This window comes from Acidobacteriota bacterium (assembly GCA_016208495.1).
In the GTDB taxonomy this organism is placed as follows: domain Bacteria; phylum Acidobacteriota; class Blastocatellia; order Chloracidobacteriales; family Chloracidobacteriaceae; genus JACQXX01.
On sequence record JACQXX010000070.1, the window covers coordinates 182,708 to 200,679 of the forward strand.

Annotated in this window: 10 protein-coding genes; 7 read left to right on the forward strand and 3 right to left on the reverse strand. The window is 52.2% G+C overall.

Annotation, left to right across the window (positions count from 1 at the left end):
* Window positions 1–383 precede the first annotated feature (383 nt).
* Both dauA and HY774_13435 read right to left on the reverse strand, forming a co-directional pair.
* Complete coding sequence (gene dauA, locus HY774_13430) at window positions 384–2,405, reverse strand: C4-dicarboxylic acid transporter DauA (protein ID MBI4749485.1); 2,022 nt, start codon at window positions 2,403–2,405, stop codon at window positions 384–386.
* 150 nt (window positions 2,406–2,555) lie between these two features.
* Complete coding sequence (locus HY774_13435) at window positions 2,556–4,520, reverse strand: hypothetical protein (protein MBI4749486.1); 1,965 nt, start codon at window positions 4,518–4,520, stop codon at window positions 2,556–2,558.
* A 383-nt stretch (window positions 4,521–4,903) separates the two neighbouring features.
* Here HY774_13435 and HY774_13440 point away from each other — a divergent pair, with 383 nt between their 5' ends.
* Window positions 4,904–6,883, forward strand: coding sequence for a hypothetical protein (locus HY774_13440; protein ID MBI4749487.1), 1,980 nt, complete (start codon window positions 4,904–4,906; stop codon window positions 6,881–6,883).
* A 423-nt stretch (window positions 6,884–7,306) separates the two neighbouring features.
* On the opposite strand, the gene HY774_13445 is transcribed toward HY774_13440, so the two are convergent.
* Entirely contained in the window at window positions 7,307–9,844 is a 2,538-nt protein-coding gene (locus tag HY774_13445) for a PAS domain-containing protein (GenBank protein MBI4749488.1), read from the reverse strand.
* A 140-nt stretch (window positions 9,845–9,984) separates the two neighbouring features.
* On the opposite strand from HY774_13445, the gene xseB reads away from it, so the two are divergent.
* The 6 genes from xseB (at window position 9,985) to HY774_13475 (ending at window position 17,885) form a co-directional block, all read left to right on the forward strand.
* The gene (gene xseB / locus HY774_13450) at window positions 9,985–10,266 is read left to right on the forward strand and encodes an exodeoxyribonuclease VII small subunit (GenBank protein MBI4749489.1); all 282 of its coding nucleotides are present in this window, start codon (window positions 9,985–9,987) and stop codon (window positions 10,264–10,266) included.
* 12 nt (window positions 10,267–10,278) lie between these two features.
* Entirely contained in the window at window positions 10,279–11,247 is a 969-nt protein-coding gene (locus HY774_13455) for an FHA domain-containing protein (GenBank protein ID MBI4749490.1), read from the forward strand.
* A gap of 270 nt (window positions 11,248–11,517) precedes the next feature.
* Complete coding sequence (locus tag HY774_13460) at window positions 11,518–12,414, forward strand: polyprenyl synthetase family protein (protein ID MBI4749491.1); 897 nt, start codon at window positions 11,518–11,520, stop codon at window positions 12,412–12,414.
* Window positions 12,415–12,550: 136 nt separating this feature from the next.
* Complete coding sequence (locus tag HY774_13465) at window positions 12,551–13,300, forward strand: DUF4412 domain-containing protein (protein ID MBI4749492.1); 750 nt, start codon at window positions 12,551–12,553, stop codon at window positions 13,298–13,300.
* A 354-nt stretch (window positions 13,301–13,654) separates the two neighbouring features.
* Window positions 13,655–14,786, forward strand: a protein-coding gene (gene prfB / locus HY774_13470; GenBank protein ID MBI4749493.1) for a peptide chain release factor 2 whose coding sequence is annotated in 2 segments (ribosomal slippage) — window positions 13,655–13,729 and window positions 13,731–14,786 — 1,131 coding nt in all. Because the reading frame shifts where the segments join, the coding sequence is not laid out codon by codon here.
* A 594-nt stretch (window positions 14,787–15,380) separates the two neighbouring features.
* A complete protein-coding gene (locus HY774_13475) occupies window positions 15,381–17,885 on the forward strand; it encodes a DUF87 domain-containing protein (GenBank protein MBI4749494.1) in 2,505 nt (834 codons plus the stop codon).
* The last annotated feature ends 87 nt before the right edge of the window (window positions 17,886–17,972 follow it).

The following is a 17,972-nucleotide window of genomic DNA, read 5'->3' on the forward strand; positions in this document are numbered from 1 at the left end:
ACTCCCACAAAACTGACTTCCATCTGGGCCTTTATGTCCTTTGGTTCAGGCTCAATCAACCATCTGGGTGACCATACCCATCAGCGCCAGGATAAGGGTTTTAGGCCCGCAGGGTCGCTGTGTAATAGCCGTGGTGCGAAGCCCACGGTTTCGGCCAGATCGAGGTTTGAGCCCTACAAAAGCATCGTTCAATGCCAACGGAACGGAGTTTTCTTATCCTGGCGCTTATGATGGGATGCTCCCGTGAGTGGCGCTGACGCTGACCCACGGCTGTTTGAAGGTATCTCGTGCAGGATGCGCGGTCAGGTTGAATGTTCAAACGCATCCCAAATTTGAGCCAGCGGTAAGCTGATGCTTTGGGTCCACACTGAATTGACCAGTCGTTACTCACTTTTTTTGGTTTTGGGAGGCGGTTCCGACACCAGCAGTTTGGTTTGACGATCAGGATTTGAACTTTCATCTGAACTCGGAGTCGGATTTGGGGGAAGCGACCCGGTTTGTTCTTTTGGTGTTTTTGATGAAAGACTTCCAGTTGATCGGTCTGGTCGCAAACTTTTCAGAAAATCGGTACTGAGGCTTTTGGTTAATCGCTCTGGGGTCAGGCTGTGCAAAAATCCGGTTGATCTGGCGGCACGTTCGGCTTCGGCGAATTCATCGGCGCGCACTTTGGCGAGGGCCACCGCTGTTTCAAGTTTCTTGCATAATTCGAGCTGGCGCGGCTTTTTGCGGACCCTGGCACGTGCCAGTACCGTGGCTGGCTGAGGCTGGATGCCAGTAATGATGACATATATTTTTTCATCAAGCAGCCGATCCAGCAGCGATTGCAGGTTGACCAATCCAGTCGCATCCATAACCGGAACTGATTGAATATTCAAAATAATAGTGCGAGTTCCGTCGGCCACTTCGGTAATGGTCGCCATCGCTTTTTGCGCGGCGCCAAAAAAGAGCGGGCCGGCGATTTCATACAAAATCGTGCCTTTGGGAAGCGGTTCACGCAGGGTAGGGTGATAATCCTCGATGAGTTGGACATTTGAAATACGGGCCATCCAGTGCATAAACAGGAACGACGCCAGCACCATACCGGCTGAAACCCCAACCACCATATCAAATACCACTGTTAGCAAAAAACACACCAGCATGACCACCACGTCACTTCGTGGTGCCACCTTCAGCAGGTGGACAAAGTGTTTGGCCTCGCTCATATTCCAGGCCACGATGAGCAACAGAGCCGCGAGAGCCGCCATTGGGAGCATTGCCACCACCGGGGCCAGCATCAGTACTGCCAGGAGCACAAACAGGGCATGAACAATGGCGGCGATGGGGGACCGGCCTCCGGCGCGGATATTGGTGGCGGTTCGGGCAATGGCACCGGTGGCGGCAAATCCGCCAAAAAACGGAGACAGCATATTCCCCAGCCCCTGGGCAAAAAGTTCAGCATCCGGGTCGTGCTGCGTTCCGGCCATACCATCGGCCACCACGGCTGAGAGCAGCGACTCAATCGCCCCAAGCATGGCAATCGCACAGGCGGATGGGAAAAGTTCATGAATCAGGTGAAACGTAACCACCAGCGGCTTTCCATCCGCACCGGGGAAATTCCAGGGTAAGGCTGGAAGTGGCGGCAGGCGTGGGATTCCAGCCTGCTTCAGGCCGTCAATTTCGTAAGAAAACCGGCTTCCAATCGTGGCGACATCAAAGCCTGGAATATATTTTCGCAACAGAAATGCGGAGAGAGCCGCGACCACCAGAGCCACAAGCGGCGCCGGGATGCGTTTGGTGAGTCGAGGCCAGACCAGCAAGAGGGTTAGTGTCAAGATTCCAATGACGAAATCTTCCCAGCGAGTTGTCGGGAGGGCCAGCACCAGAATTTCAACCCGCTCCAGGTACTCATCCGGCATGTGCGGGACGGAAAGCCCAAGAAAATCCTTGAATTGCAAGGTGGCAATGACAACCGCAATCCCCGAGGTAAACCCGGTTGTGACCGGATAGGGCACATATTCGATAAATTTTCCGAGGCGCATCACCCCAAAGATGGTTAACATCACGCCCGCCATCAGCGAAGCCAGGAGCAGTCCTCCAAGGCCAAACTTGGCCGAAATCGGGGCTAAAACTACGACAAATGCTGCCGTTGGGCCCGAAATCTGAGTCCGTGACCCACCCAGGACAGCAATGATCGTACCGGCGACGATGGCTGTATAGAGACCATGTTGCGGAGCGACTCCGCTGGCAATCGCAAGCGCCATTGAGAGCGGAAGGGCAACAATCCCGACGATGATACCGGCCAGGGCATCGGCCCGAAAATCACTGGCGCTATACCCAGCCCGAAAAGCTTCGCGGAGTGCAAAAGCAGGTTGAACTTTGAACGACGTGAAAATGTCGTATCGCTTGGGAAGCCAGGAATCTTTCATGGAAATACAATTCAGTCAGTTGCGAATAGTGAGTTCAGAATGAAGCATGAAGCATGGAAATCCTACCCTGTCACCTGGTCATTTTGTCACCTTGTCACCTGTCATTCTGTCATTTTGTCACCTTGTCACCTGGTCACCTGGTCAACTCTGTTATCCCATTCCTTCCTTGCGTTTGGTGGCGAGCCGTCCAGCGGCCTGACGAATCATATCCGGAATACCTTTGCTCTTGCTCAAGTTAATCAGGTCACGTTGTTGCAAGCGATTCAGAAACTGCATGCTGAAACTGACCGGGCAGCGTGGGTTCCGAATCAGGTTATGCATGATGTTATAGGAACTGATCCAGGCGCGGTTCATGGCAATGGCCCGCAGTACGTCTTCATTAATGCCCTTGATTGCGGCAAAAGCTTCCACTTCCAAATCAGTGATTTTGGGATTTTTGATCACCGCCGTTGAAATCAGTTTGTTGGCATCCCGGATCAAAATTCCACGGACTTCGCGGTTCCCACGAAACGCGGCGAAAATCCGTTCTTTGATCGACATTCTGGCCAGTTGTTGATAGATCGAAAGGCGACTGATGTCTTCGCCACCTTTCTGATGGTCTTTGATGAGTTGTTCCGAAAGCGGACTGGTCTCGATCAGTTCGGTATCGGCAACATCCTTTACCATCCGATTGAAAATCGCGAGGGCGTCTTCGACCGAAGGCGCCTCGTCTGAAATTGGGACTCCGGCTTCGGCCTCAAACTCCGTTAACAGCGCTTCAAATTCATCTTCAACAAACGGCGTTTCAGTGATTCCCGCAAATTTATCAGCCCGGGCCTTTTTTTCTTCAGCGATTCGGGCGGCCCCGAGTTCCTTTTCGAAGAATTCAAGTCGGACTTCCTTCGCCCGGCGCTCGGCTTCAAACGTTCTGGAAGGGTTATTTAAAACAGCATCAATCAGCTCAGGTGTTCGAATCAGACGCTGCTGGTTGATGGTGACGGCTTCGAGCAGTGACCCGCTCTGGGTCATTTTGGCAAAGGCCAGAACGGCATGGTCTGGCGTTGAGGCATTCACGAGCAATGCTTCACCCAGTGAAACTGAAGTCCGCGGCCAGGTCATGAGAAAGACCAGGACTTCTTCGGGGGTTTCCCGATTTTGGGCAAACGGCACCAACGATTCCGGATCCTTTTCATCCAGGGAAGCCATGGCGGCGGTGGCGATTTCCGCATCCGTGTCCTGGGTCAATAAAACTTGAGCAAACAGCAAATCTTCCGGCGCCAGCGGGATTTTGCCCATGGCGGTCATCAATTTGGCCGGACGGGGTGCTCTGCCTTGCTGAATCATCGCCACGGGTGGGGATGACGACAGTTTGATATCTTTCTTCGGACCAGTCGGTTTGGGTGGTTGAGCCGGTGCTGGTGGACTCGTTGCCAATGGCGGAGGCGGAGGCAATGGCGACAGCGGAGCGCCTGGGGCCGTGGTGACCAGCGGAGGCAGGTCTAAATCCGCAATCGGAGCGGTAAACATTGATCCGCCAGCCGTGGGCTTTGGCGGCGCTGCGGCGATAACCGTGAACTGAGCATCCGCCTGGGTGCCACGGCTTTGAGCGGCGGCCTCCTGGCTGATGCGCTGTTTTCCATACTCTTTCTCGAAAAATTCAACCCGAAGTTCACGTGCCCTTCGCTCGGATTCGGGCGAACGCTTTGGGTTATGCAGAATGGCATCAATCAGTTGCGGATTCCGGATCAACCGCTGCTGGTTGATGGTCAGGACCTCAATCAGCGATGTACTTTGGGTTGAAAGTGCAAATTTGACAATTGCCTCATCGGGTGTAGCCCGATTTAAAATGACAGCTTCAACCACTGCTTCCGGGATGCCCGGCGTCGTGCATAAGAAAAAGAGCAAGTCCGGCGGAGTGTTGGCCTGATGGGCCAGTGACAGCATCATTTCGGGATTGAAGCCGGCCAGCGTTTCAGGTACTGCCGCTCGAATTTCTTCTTCCTGGTCGCGAACCAGAACCGAAAGAACCATTAACAAATCTTCCGGCGGAAGAGGGAGAATGCCCTTGGCGGCAGCAAGCCGTGCGGCTTTGGGAGCTTTACCGGTGCGGATGGCGTCAACAATTGGATGAGGCATAGGCGTTGAGTTGGATCTTCCACCTTTGAGCGGCAGTCGTCGCTAAAGTTCAGTATGAGTTGAAAATGGAAATTTGGCGGTGTGATACTGGAATTTTGAAGGGGCATTATGCCACAACTTTCGGGAGTGGCCGAATGACAATTTTGGGGTGGAAGAAGTCGGGCGGAAGAAAACGGGCAGAAGACTCGCAAGCTCGGGGCACAGGAAGGGATGAGGGATGAGGGATGAGGGATGAAAGAAAACCAATTCTTCAGCCCGATGTCTTCAGCTTCGGCCCAAAAATCTCTTGACTCTCTTTCCGATTCAGAGTTGTATATCGAAACCTGTCTGGAACCATATCTCTTCTGTTTTTAACTTACTGATTTTAAGGAGTTTTATTCTTTATGCTGAACATTCGTCGGGTGATTTTATACAAACACGGAGTCGGATATTTTGAACGAGTTGGCGACGTCGTTGACGATCAGCGGGTTGATCTGTTTTTCCGCGCTTCGGAAGTGAGTGATGTGCTGAAATCGCTGACGGTGATTGATTTAGATGGAGGGACGGTCGCATCAGTCTCATATGATTCGATCAAACCCATTGAAGAGCTTCTGGCCGACATTGCGTTTAATATCCCCGATGAAGGTAGCCTGCTCCGATTGTTGCCGCAGTTGAAAGGTGCTGAAGTTGAAATTCAAATGGGCAACGAATCCATTGCGGGAACAGTGATTGGGATTGATTTCTCAAAGGCCCAGTCGGCTGATGGCATTGTGACCATTCCGTTTGTGGCTCTGTTGACCAGGGCTGGTCAGTTGCAAAGCCTGAGTTTGCGTGAAGTCCGGTCAATAAAAATCCTGGATGATCGCCTGCAACGGGATCTTGAGTATTACTTAAAAACGTATCTTGCGGCGAAAAAGAAAGATATCAAACAATTTACGCTCTTTGCCCAGGGAACGGGCACCCGGCGGTTGCAAGCCAGCTACACCGTGGCGATGCCGGTGTGGAAGGCAACCTACCGCATTATTTTGCTGGATAATTCCGAACCGACGATTCAGGGATGGGCCGTGGTTGATAATACACAGGATGAAGACTGGGAAAATATCCACCTGTCGTTGATTTCAGGATTGCCCATTTCATTTGAGCATGATTTGTATACGGCGCGATATCTGCGGCGGCCAGTGGTACAGGTCAAAGAAGAATCGGCGGTCGCTCCACCAACGATGGAAGAGGGAATTCCGACCGAATTTTCCCGTGAGCGTTCAACTCGTGAGATTGTCCCGCCACCACAATCCGTTTTTGATGAAGGTATTGCCGCGCCGGCTGCGGTTGCCCCAGCCCCAGCTCCAGGCTTTGCGGCCCGGCGAGCTGCTGTCAGTTCAGTTCAGGTCCAAACCCGAGAACGGGCCATTGGCGATTTATTTCAGTATGAAATCGTCTCTCCCGTGACGATCAAGCGCAATCAATCAGCACTTGTGCCGATTGTGTTTACCAAATTCAAAGGGCGTTCAGTCCTTTTGTACAATGAACTGACCCGTGGCCGGAACCCATTGACCTGTGTGGAGATGGAAAATACCACCGGGTTGACGCTTGAAGGTGGTCCGGTGACGGTTTTGGATGGCAGTACCTACGTTGGTGAAGCTATGCTGCAAACAATGCGACCTGGCGACAACCGGCTGATTCCATATTCGGTTGAACTCGGCGTCCTGGCCGATGCCACAATTGATGGGCGCAAGGAACGCACGCATCGGGTTCGAATTGCCAATGGCACCATTGAAGCCAGTTATCTGGACATTCGACAGAAGGTCTATTCGTTTCACAATAAGACCCCGCAGGAACGGACCATCTTTATTGAACACCCCCGTGACACCGGCTGGGAATTGTTTAACACCCCGGAACCCATTGAGACAACACCCAGTTATTTCCGGTTTAAGGCCAAATTGCCGGCGGCTTCGACGGGTAAATTTATGGTCTTGGAAAAGCAGGAGCGGAGCCATTACTACCAGTTGCGCAATATTACCGACGATGAACTGATGTTTTATACCCAGCAGCGATATGTCAATCGTCCGGTTGCCGAAGCATTGATGAAAGTGCTTGAAATCAAACGGCAACTGACCGAACTGGACCGTGATTTGAGTCGCAATGAAACTGAATCACGTGATATTGAAAATGATCAGAAACGAATCCGGGAAAATCTGCAATCACTCAAGGAAACGCGCGGCGAGGAAGAGCTTCGTTCCCGACTGGTCGAAAAATTGATGACGCAAGAAGATCGCCTGGAGCAACTTCAAAAAGCCATCAGCCTGCAGCGGGCCGAACGCATTACCCTTCAGGAAAAAATCAGTACCATCATTGGTGAAATCTCATTTGAAGTGAATCTGGACTAGGGAATGAAGAATGAAGAAAGCTTTTAGTGGTTAGTGGTTAGTGGTTAGTGGTTAGTGGTGCCAGTTAAGAGTTGAAGCGGTTTTGGGGTTTCAGCCCAGGAACTGGGCGAAAGAGTGAAAGCCTCAGGTGGAGCGGAGCGGAATCCGTGGAAAACAAAATTGGTGGCGATGAATTCCGCGGTTGCCCAAGGCCACGCTGACCGGTGATGGAGGCCACGGATTCCATTCGCTGACGCTCATTCCACCCGAGGCTTGAAGACTGTCACCCGCTTCGCGGATTCAAAACCAGTCTTTTTTTTTCAACCCTTAATTCGCACCACTAACCACTAACCACTAAGGGAGCGTTAAAAAACAACTTCCCGATTTTCATTTGGGTCGAAGCCATTTTCTTTTGAGTTCGGTGGCACTTTCCCTGACAAAAGCTCAGACCCCATTGAAGTCTTTGGATTTCTTTTTCGTGTTTTTCGTGGTTTTCGTATTCAGACACTGATGAACTTTTTCCAAGAGACTATCTGGGGTAAAGGGTTTCATCAGGTAGCTGGTCGGAGGGATGGCGATGTTGTGGCCTTCCAGCGCATCAAGTGAATAACCGGAAAGATAAATCACTTTGAGATTCGGATTGGTTTTGGTTAACGCCTGTGCTAATTCGGGACCGCCCATATGTGGCATGACGACATCCGTAATAAGTAGCTGAATCGGTTGATCAAATGATTCAGCGGCTTGTAATGCATCAAGGCCATGAATTCCTTCAAGCACTGTAAATCCCTGATCCTTCAACACCTCTGCTGCCATGACCCGCACCAGCGGGTCATCTTCAACTACCATCACGGTTGAAGCCGGCGAGCTTCTCTCCTCCTGAAGTATCAGCCGGTTCATTTCAACTGAGGGTTCAATTAATGGAAACAGAATGGTAAAGGTAGTTCCTTTCTCTGGTTTGCTATTTACCAGAATGTGACCCTGGTGCTGTTTGACAATCCCATAACAACTTGCCAGACCAAGACCAGTCCCTTTGCCAACTTCCTTGGTGGTAAAAAAAGGTTCGAAGATGTTTCGGCGAACCTCTTCGGTCATTCCAATGCCGGTGTCGCTGATTTGAACTTGAACATAGTGGCCTGGGCGGATTTCCGGATGCTGCTCCGCTGGTTCTGCCTCAAACACCACATTGCGGGTTGAAATCGAGAGTTTTCCGCCTTCGGGCATGGCATCACGAGCATTGATCACGAGATTGAAGATCACCTGTTCAAATTGAACCGGGTCAAGTTTGACTTTACCAGCAGCGGGGTCCAGCTTGATCTGGAGTTCAATATTCTTTTCCAACAGATCTGAAAACAGCATTTCGGTATCGCCGATAACCTCATTGATCAGGGCTTCCTGAGGTCTGATGGGCTGTTTGCGGGCAAAGGCCAGCAATTGATGCGTCAGTGAAGCCCCTCGGGTTGCTGCTTCCTGGATGTTGGACAAATAGCGTTGGAATGCTGAATCCTGCGGAAGTCGTTTGGCGAGCAAATCGGTGTACCCGGTGACGACGGTGAGCAGGTTGTTAAAGTTATGTGCGATTCCGCCAGCCAGCCGTCCAATGCTGGTCATGCTGTGGGATTGAATCAGTTGCTCTTCAAACTGTTTTCGTTTGGTAATATCGAGGTGTGTGCCAGAGACCCGGCGAGGGTTTCCATTTGGGTCACGTTCCACCACTTTCCCGCTGTCAAGAACCCAGCACCAGTCCCCAGATTTGGTTCGGAGGCGGTATTCAGTCTGGTAAAAAGGGGTTTTTCCGGCAAGATGCTCATTCAGGAGTGCTTGAGCCTGAGGAAAGTCATCGGGGTGAACCAGACGCTCCCAGGTATCCTGATGCAGGTCTAGTTCATGGCGCTGGTATCCAAGCATTTCGGCCCATCGGTCATTGACGAAGATTTCCTTGGTTTCGCAATTCCAGTCCCACAGCCCAAGGTTGGCTCCATGAACGGCGAGTTCAAATCGTTCTTCGCTCAGGTGGATGGCTTTTTCCGCCTGGTGGCGTTCGATGGCAATCCCGGCCAGTCGGCCAGCGCCAATAATCAGATTTTGTTCTTCGGCGGTTGGCTGGCGCGGTGTGTGGTAATACATGGCAAATGTGCCCAGTACCCGACCAGTCGCGGAAATAATTGGCTGTGACCAGCAGGCCCGCAGGTTGAATTTCTTGGTGAGTGAAACATAGTCGGTCCACAGGGGATCAGTGAAGGTGTCTTCGACAATGACCAGCTCTCGGCGATACACGGCGGTTCCACACGACCCAGCCTGGGGGCCGATTTCAATGCCTTGAATTTGCTGGTTGTATTCGTCAGGCAGGTGCGGCGCCGCACCCTGTACCAGTCGTTTTCCGTCATGATCGAGGAGCAGGATCGAGCCAATCATGCCTGGAATGAGGTCTTCGAGGGTTTGAATCAACAGGTGAAAAACCTGATTCAGGTCAGCATTTTGGGTAATGAGTTCTAAAACTTTCTTTTGCGCCGCTTCCCAGCGTTCGGTTTGTTTGCGTTCGGTAATATCAATGCAGCTTCCAACATAGCCGGCAAAACTTCCGGCGACATAGTGGGGGCGTCCAATATCCAAAACCCAGCGGTATTCGCCATCTGCCCGTTGAAGGCGGTATTCCATTTCAAACTCTTTTTGCTGGCGAAATGCTTGAAGATAGGTATCAAAGCAGTACTGGGCATCGTCTGGATGAACGCCTTCGATCCAGCCATCGCCGCTTTCCTGGTTCAGGGTCCGGCCTCGGAAGATGAGCCAGCGATCATTAAAAAAGAAGCATTTACCATCAACGCCAGACATCCAAACCATCACCGGCGAAGTATTGGCCAGGGCCAAAAACAGATTTTCCTGTTCCTGTAAGACCACCAGCGTTTGTTCAATTACTTGCAGTCGGGCATTCTCCTGACGCAAACGTTCAAGTTCGGAGTCAAAGGCAGAAGGGGAAGACGTCATCGGAACGTGCTCCGGTAAAAAATCGGCATCAAATTGGAAAATTTGTGACTTCTCAGCGTCGTGTCTCGCGCATATACTAGGCGACCACATCGCTTGAACCCTGGAAGGCTTGGTCAAGGCAGCATATCAGGAAATCCGGAATGAACCAAACACCAAAAACGCAAAACCAACCACTTGAATTTGAACATTCACTCGCTGAACTGGAACAAGTTGTCCGCCAATTGGAAGCCGGTGATTTACCCCTCGACGAAGCGCTCACCCTGTTTGAACGCGGGGTTGGATTGGCGCGACTGTGTCGGCAACGACTGGACGGGGCAGAGCGCCGGATTGAGATTTTGCTCAAAGGGACTGGGGCGGAGCCGACACCCGTGCCGTTTGAAACCATGGCGGAAGACGCTGGTTCTGAATCCGACAACCAATAGGGAAGGGCCGCTGTGGACGTGCTCGAAGTCACCATCACTCACATTACAGGCCGGCATGCTGGCCAGCGTCAGGCGTACACTGCTTTTCCGGTCACGATTGGCCGGGCGCCAGTCAATACGGTTCAACTGGCGCCGCACGATACCCGTGCTTCAGCCCGGCACGCCGAATTGATTTTTGACGGGAAGAACCTCTACCTCAAAGATCTGAACAGCACCAATGGCACCTTCCTCAAAAATCACCGGGTGACCTATACCAAACTGGTCGGCGGCGATGTGGTTGAGTTCGGCGTCGGTGGGCCACAATTGCGCTTTGATTTTGTACTCCCCGGACCAGAGATGTCAGCACCACCGGTGATGGAAACCGTGCCCGCCGTACCGCCTGCTGTTGGCGGCGGCCTGTCACTGCCGGCGGCACCTCCGGTCAATGCCCCAGTCCGTAGTGCCCAGGCCGCCCCCCAGTCACCTGGTTCACTGCCTCCAGTTCAAAATCCACCAGCCAATCTTGGCCTTGAGTGGGAAGGGAATGCCCCATCACAAACGACCCACATGGGGAATCGTGAATTCCCACTTCAGACCGGGATCCAATATTATTTTTATGTTCCGGGTACGTTGCTGACCTTGTTTGGAATCATTGCCGTTCTGGGAAATACCTTCTACTGGTTTGCGATTACGATGCTGGCGGTTATTCCTTTGACGTTGCTGGGATTGTTTTTACTCCTGACTGGCTGGAGTTACTCGCGGGTGAACATCACGATCACGTTTGAAGGCATCGAATATCAGGGCGTCTGGCAGCAGTATTTTATTCCCTGGGCTGAAGTTGTCGCACTCCACGCTGAACGGAGCCAGACCCGGTCAATGTCTCATCTGAAGTATACGGTTCGCGGACAATATACCACCATTTCGTTTACAACCTCATCGTTTACTGGCGGCCTGGAACTGGCTCAATTGATCACCCGCCGAACGGGTCTCAAGTGGGAGTGATAGTTCTTCAGAAAAAGATTTCTGGTTGAGAGCGCGGGCGTCTTGCCCGCAACGCCGTTGTTATCAATAGGTCTAGTGCGGGCGGGATGCCCGCGCTCCCAGGAAATATTTATCTGAAAAGCTAGAGGTTCGGATTCCGGGTTTTTGAAAAGATGAGGGATGAAAAATTTCCTTGTCTTCTTTGTCAGGGTTCCAGGTTGCTCAAATTCAGGACCCACAAACCAATCCCCAGGCATTTAACCTAAAGGACACACCACTGACCACTGATTTATGGAACTTTCACTTGAAACTTATTTCACGCTCCGCCGAGAGGAGATCAATGCCTGTTTAGAGCGATTGATGCCTTCGACCAGCACTCCCCCCACCCGATTGCACGAGGCCATGCGATATAGTGTGTTTGCCGGTGGCAAACGGCTGCGTCCCTTGCTGGTCATCGCTGCCGGCGAAGCGTTCGAAGGGAATTTAAACTATTTGCTTCCAACGGGTTGTGCCTTTGAGATGCTGCATACCTATTCGCTCATCCACGACGACCTGCCCGCCATGGACAACGATGATCTGCGCCGTGGAATGCCAACCTGCCACAAACAATTTGACGAAGCCACGGCCATTCTGGCTGGAGATGCGTTGTTGACCTGGGCGTTTCAGGTGCTGGCCGAAATGGAGGTCCCGCCAGCCTTGATCGAGCGGAAAATTCGGGTCATTGCTGAACTGGCACAGGCCGGAGGGACGGTCAACGGGATGATTGGCGGTCAGATGGCTGACATCCAGGCTGAAGGCCAACCTATAGATGCCGATATGCTGGCCTACATCCATCGCTCCAAGACTGGTGCCCTGATTCGGGCGGCAGTTGTGTGCGGTGGTCATATGGCGGGCACAACCGAAGATGAAATCCGCATCCTGGGCCGGTATGGAGAGTGCATCGGGCTGGCATTTCAAATTGCTGATGATATTCTCGACGTTACTTCAACCTCCGAAGCTCTTGGAAAAACGCCGGGGAAAGACGTCGCCGCTGGAAAAGCCACCTACCCGGCACTGTTCGGACTTGACGCTTCACGTCAAAAAGCACGCGAGGTGGTTGACGAAGCCGTTGACCTGGTCGCTCCACTGGGACGGAGAACCGATATTTTAGTTCAACTCGCCCGGTTTATCGTTGACCGCCCTTCCTGAGACATGGCTGTTAGTACCACCTGCGTAAGTGGGTGGGGTCAGGGTTCTTGCCCACCCACTTACGCAGGTGGGACTGACTCTTGCTGCTTCATTTCTTTTTGACATCATACAAATCAAAGCTTTAGGACTTATCAACATGATTTATTCTGCACGAAAACTGCTCACGATGTGGGTATGGATTGGACTCGTTGTCATTACCGGTGTGGCCTGTAATCAAGAAAACAAATCAGGCTTTACCATGAAGGGACCGGTTGATTTGACCAAAATTCCCAGAACCTTTCAGGCCAAAATGCAGGTCCAGTATGAAATTGGGATTCAAACGGTCCGGCCTGATGTGGTGACGATTGCTCGTAAGGAAGGGAATGTTCGGGCTGAAGTCACTCGGGATGGGAGAAAGGTAATTCAAATTTTAAATGAGGCGAAAAAGAAACTGTATCTCATCAGTCCCGCTGAAAAAAAATACATTGAATTGCCCTATAGCCCGGAAACAACCGCACAATTAAAATCCCAGGTTTCTCCGTTTGAGGAAATTTACACCGACCCAAAGATAAAAGTTGAAGATGGGGGGATTGAGACGCTGCTGGGATATGATTGCCAAAAGGTTCGGGTGATTCAGGAAAAAGGCGCCGGGAAACAAATCGTCACGCTCTGGTGTGCCAAGAAACTGCAGAATTTCCCAATTCGGATTGCTGGTGACAACCCTGGCCGAAAAGGCACCTTTTCATTTGTCGAGTTGAGTTTTGATGTGCCGGATTCACTGTTTGACCCGCCGGCAGACTACACGCTTGAAACCGCCTCGCCTGCGGCGCCACCTGCGGTTCCAGCCCCAAACCCAGCCGAACTGGCCGGACCTCCACCTGCTAAGTCAGCAACTGAAAAGAAATGACGTGAGAATGAAGAATGAAAAAAGTGGTTAGTGGTTAGTGGGTAGTGGGTAGTGATGCCAGTTAAGGGTTGAAATTGAGGCTTCAAAATCAGCAAGTTACAGGCAGCACTTTAACCGATTACATTGTGCGGTTTTGATAACCCCTTTGTTTTCAACGAAGGATTTTTTCAACTCTTAACTGGCATCACCAACCACTAACCACTATTTGGTTTCTTCACTCTTCATTCTCAATTCTTCAGGCAAAGCGTGGCAAATCCTTTAAAATTCAGGCCGTAGACGCTTGTATTTAAAGTATATTCTTTGCTACGGTTGGTCTTCTCTATTTTTTTATCAAACCAAAAGTGAATAGGACTTATGCTTGAGCTCGATGAGCTTTCTCGAACTTTTTCTGACTTAAAATCCCGGATTTCTCATTTGCGGAGGTTTCTTTGACCCGGATAGCAAGCGTGTGATCCTGGATAAACTTGAAGCGCAGATCAGCGCTCCGGACTTCTGGAACGATCAGGAGCAGGCCCAAAAAATCCTGAAGCAGCGCAGTCGAACCGAAGAAGCTGTCCATCAGGCCGAACGATTTGACCGCACTGTGGCTGATGTCGAAGTCCTCTTTGAATTTGCAGCCGAAGACGAAAGCTCGTACACCGAACTTTCCTCAACCCTGACGAAGCTGGCTCAGGAGGTTGAAGCCGTCGAAGCCAAAATGTTGATGTCTGGCCCCAATGATGCCAACAACGCCATTGTCCGCATTCAATCGGGTGCGGGTGGGACAGATGCTCAGGATTGGGCTGAAATGCTCTTGCGGATGTATGTGCGCTGGTGTGAGCGACGGGGCTTCAAGGTCGAAGTGGTGGATCTTCAACCAGGCAAGGAAGCCGGATTGACGTCGGCAACCTTCACCGTTGACGGCGAATATGCCTATGGGCTGCTGTCGTGTGAATCGGGTGTTCATCGCCTGGTTCGTATCTCACCATTTGCCTCTGGCGCCAGTCGGGAAACAAGTTTTGCTTCGGTGTTTGTCTATCCGGAACTCAATGACGATATCGAAATCGAAGTCAATGACAGTGATCTCCGGGTGGATACCTATCGGTCATCCGGTGCTGGCGGCCAGCATGTGAACGTGACCGATTCGGCGGTGCGATTGACCCACCTGCCAACGGGCATTGTGGTCAGTTGCCAGAATCAGCGATCACAACACCAGAACCGCGAAGTCGCCATGCGCGTGCTCAAATCGCGCCTGTATGAACTCGAACTCGAAAAGCGGCGGGAAGAGAGTGCCAAACTCGAAGCTTCCAAACGCGATATATCCTTTGGATCCCAAATCCGCAACTACGTGATGCAGCCTTATCGGCTGGTCAAAGACACCCGCACCAAATTTGAAGTGGGCGACGTTGACTCAGTGCTTGACGGAGATATTGATGGGTTTATCAAGGAATTTCTGATTTTTCGTGCCAATCCGGACCGCGATGGGGCCAGCGCCGGAGACGACTAGAACCTGGGTTTGGCGCCGTGCCAGTTTTTTCACAACCGGCAACGGTGAATTTGAAGCCCCAACCCCCCAAAAGAGGCAACTATGGCGGCTGTTACCAAAATCCTTCCAGCCAGCAAGCGGGTTGAAAACCCACAATCTGAGTCCTCGACCCCTCGGGAAGTGCTTGGGTTGGTGGTGGTGGCGATTGCACTGGCGATGTTGTTGAGCCTGATTTCCTTTCACCCGGCTGATGCTTCGTGGAGTGTTGTCGGTTCACGTGGCGATACTCATAACTGGATTGGGCGGGTTGGGGCGATTGTGGCCGATTTGGTATTGCAGACATTTGGATTGGTGGCGTTTTTCGTGCCAATTGTGATTGGCTTCTTTGCCTGGAGGCTGTTTCAAGAAGGCGGGACACTTCCTTCCCTGGCACAGTTTGGCGGAGTCATCTTAGGGATGATCGCCTGTACCGGGTTGCTCAGTTTGGTCCCCCAGTTTCCTCTGTTTCGAGAGCGGATTCGCCCTGGTGGGTTTGTCGGATATTTGATTGCCACATTTCTCGAATCCAGCTTGAACAAGGTTGGAACGGCGCTTCTGCTTGGTGTGGCAATCTTGATGGCGCTTATGTTTATGACCGATTTTTCTCCGCGCGATTTCTTCCGCCAGACACTGCGGTTGAACGCTCTGGCTGAATGGTGGACCCAGTGGAAAGCCCGCCGCCAGGAGCGGAAAGCGTTGCTTTCCGCTGGTACCTCATCAGAAGTCAGTTCACGTGCACCAGAAGCCCAGCTCCTAAATCTGGCTGAAGCGCAGCCTGCCCCTGGCAAACCGGCAGCCGCACAAGCCAAAGTGAAGAAACCCACCCTCCGCCCTGTGTCAAAAGAAGAGGGTTTGAGCGAAGGCGATGTTCTCAAAGAGTTGTATGGTGATTTGAAAACTGATGTGGGCAGTGGTCATCAGATGCCGAAACCCCAGCCAGTTCGTCCGACAACTCCGGAATTCGAACCGATTCTCACGCCTCCGCCCCAGGCTGCTCAATCAAGTCAAGCGCCAGCCGAGGTCAAACCAGAGCCTGCCCCCCAGACACCGGCTTCAAGTCGCAAGCCGAAGCATATTTCTTCATTAAATGACGTGGTTCGAGCCGAGCCAGTGGGTGCACCGCCGAATTTTGCCGTTCCGTCAACTGGGGATTTTGACACGCCCGGTTCCGCAACTCGTCGGTTGTTGCGTGAAAAGCTGAAGCAGAAGCAACAGCAGAATTTGCAAACTTTCACGGATGAACCCGTCCAGCCAGTCTTTGAGCCGCCACCAACGCCAACGCCACGCCGTCCAACCGGTGGGTCTGATACACGGCAACTGATTGCCGAAGCCAAAGCTGCCGCCGAAGCTCGCCAGGCGGCTGAAGCCCGTCAAGCCGCCGACGTCCGCCCAGTATTTGACCCAACACCAGTCCCAAAGGCCAAGCCGGACCCTGAAATCGAAAAAATGGTTGGTTCGGCACATATTGTGCGCCACCAAACCGGTGAACACCGGCGTGACACGTTGGAGCGAGCCAAATCCTCGATGATGGCACCTGCCACGCCAAAACCACCACCATCAATGACCCTTGGATTTGGTGGCAAGCCCGGAGCCTCTGGATATCAAAAGCCTTCGATCCTGATGCTCGAAATGCCCCCGCCACGCCAGGAACAGGCGGACGCTGAACTGTGGGATCGTGCCCGGTTACTGGCTGAAAAATGTCGTGAATTCAATGTCACTGGGAAGATTGAAAATATTCATCCAGGCCCGGTGGTGACCACCTTTGAATTCAAACCCGACCCAGGCGTGAAATATAGCCGGGTGGCCAATTTGACGGACGACCTGTGTCTGGCCATGAAAGCCGTGTCGGTCCGAATTGACCGGCTCCCAGGCAAGTCAACGATTGGGATTGAAATTCCTAACCTGAAGCGGGAAGTGATTTTCTTGCGTGAAGTGGTTGAGTCAGATGACTATGAGCGAAAGCATCGGGACTCGGGCTTTTCGCCCTTGATGATTGCGCTTGGAAAAACAATTGAAGGCAATCCATACGCCAGTGATTTGGCCAAAATGCCCCATTTGTTGATTGCCGGTTCGACCGGTTCCGGGAAATCGGTGATGGTCAATGCGCTGATTTGCTCGCTGTTGCTCCAGGCCACGCCTTCGGATGTAAAAATGATCCTGGTTGATCCAAAACGGGTAGAACTTGGGCTCTATGAAGGCATTCCGCACCTGTTGACCAAAATCATCGTGGACCCGAAATGTGCGGCGAACGCACTCAACTGGGCGGTTCGGGAAATGGAAACCCGGTACAAACAACTGGCGAATTTCGGGGTGCGCAATATCAGCCAGTTCAACAATGAAATCTGCGGCTCCGGCGATGTCGCCCGATTTGGGCTGGATGAACCACCCGCCAAATTGCCCTATCTCGTGATTGTGATTGACGAACTGGCCGACCTGATGATGGTGGCTTCATCCGAAGTGGAAACCGCGATTACCCGACTGGCCCAAATGGCCCGTGCCGTTGGAATCCACCTCGTGGTGGCTACCCAGCGACCGTCAGTGGATGTCATCACCGGGTTGATCAAAGCCAATTTTCCGGCTCGGATGTCATTCCGGGTCTCGTCAAAAGTTGACTCGCGGACAATTCTTGATGCCAACGGGGCGGAAGGGTTACTTGGGCAAGGCGATATGCTGTTCCTCCCGCCGGGAACCTCTCGATTGGAACGCATCCACGGGTCCTATGTCAGTGAAGCCGAAATCAATCGGATTGTTGATCATGTCAAAGCGCAGGGGCAGCCTCAGTACAATGACAGCATTCAGCGCTCGGAAGATGAAGGCGAAGGCGGTGAAAACAGCCTGGGCGAACGCGATGAACTCTATGACGATGCCATGCGGATTATTGTCCAGATGGGACGGGCATCAACTTCGGTGCTCCAACGCCGGTTGAGCATTGGCTATGGTCGGGCGGCGAAAATCCTCGATATGATGGAAATTGAAGGCTACGTTGGGCCGTCTGAAGGCAGCAAACCTCGTGAAGTCAAACGCATTGCCGTTGAGTATGTCGAGATGCTCGACGGTCATCGGCTCAATGGAGACGACTAAATCCAGGTAGGGCTGAAGACATTGGGCTTGGGGCTGAAGAAAACGGGCTGAAGAGGTCAATCTCACTTCAAAACGGTATTCCAAAAT

What these genes read in the sequence shown, in the direction of transcription:
- HY774_13475 (MBI4749494.1), top strand. Translation starts at nt 15,381, where the DNA reads ATGGCGCTTATGTTTATGACCGATTTTTCTCCGCGCGATTTCTTCCGC.
- HY774_13460 (MBI4749491.1), top strand. Translation starts at nt 11,518, where the DNA reads ATGGAACTTTCACTTGAAACTTATTTCACGCTCCGCCGAGAGGAGATC.
- dauA (MBI4749485.1), bottom strand. Translation starts at nt 2,405, where the DNA reads ATGAAAGATTCCTGGCTTCCCAAGCGATACGACATTTTCACGTCGTTC.
- HY774_13465 (MBI4749492.1), top strand. Translation starts at nt 12,551, where the DNA reads ATGATTTATTCTGCACGAAAACTGCTCACGATGTGGGTATGGATTGGA.
- HY774_13445 (MBI4749488.1), bottom strand. Translation starts at nt 9,844, where the DNA reads ATGACGTCTTCCCCTTCTGCCTTTGACTCCGAACTTGAACGTTTGCGT.
- xseB (MBI4749489.1), top strand. Translation starts at nt 9,985, where the DNA reads ATGAACCAAACACCAAAAACGCAAAACCAACCACTTGAATTTGAACAT.
- HY774_13440 (MBI4749487.1), top strand. Translation starts at nt 4,904, where the DNA reads ATGCTGAACATTCGTCGGGTGATTTTATACAAACACGGAGTCGGATAT.
- HY774_13435 (MBI4749486.1), bottom strand. Translation starts at nt 4,520, where the DNA reads ATGCCTCATCCAATTGTTGACGCCATCCGCACCGGTAAAGCTCCCAAA.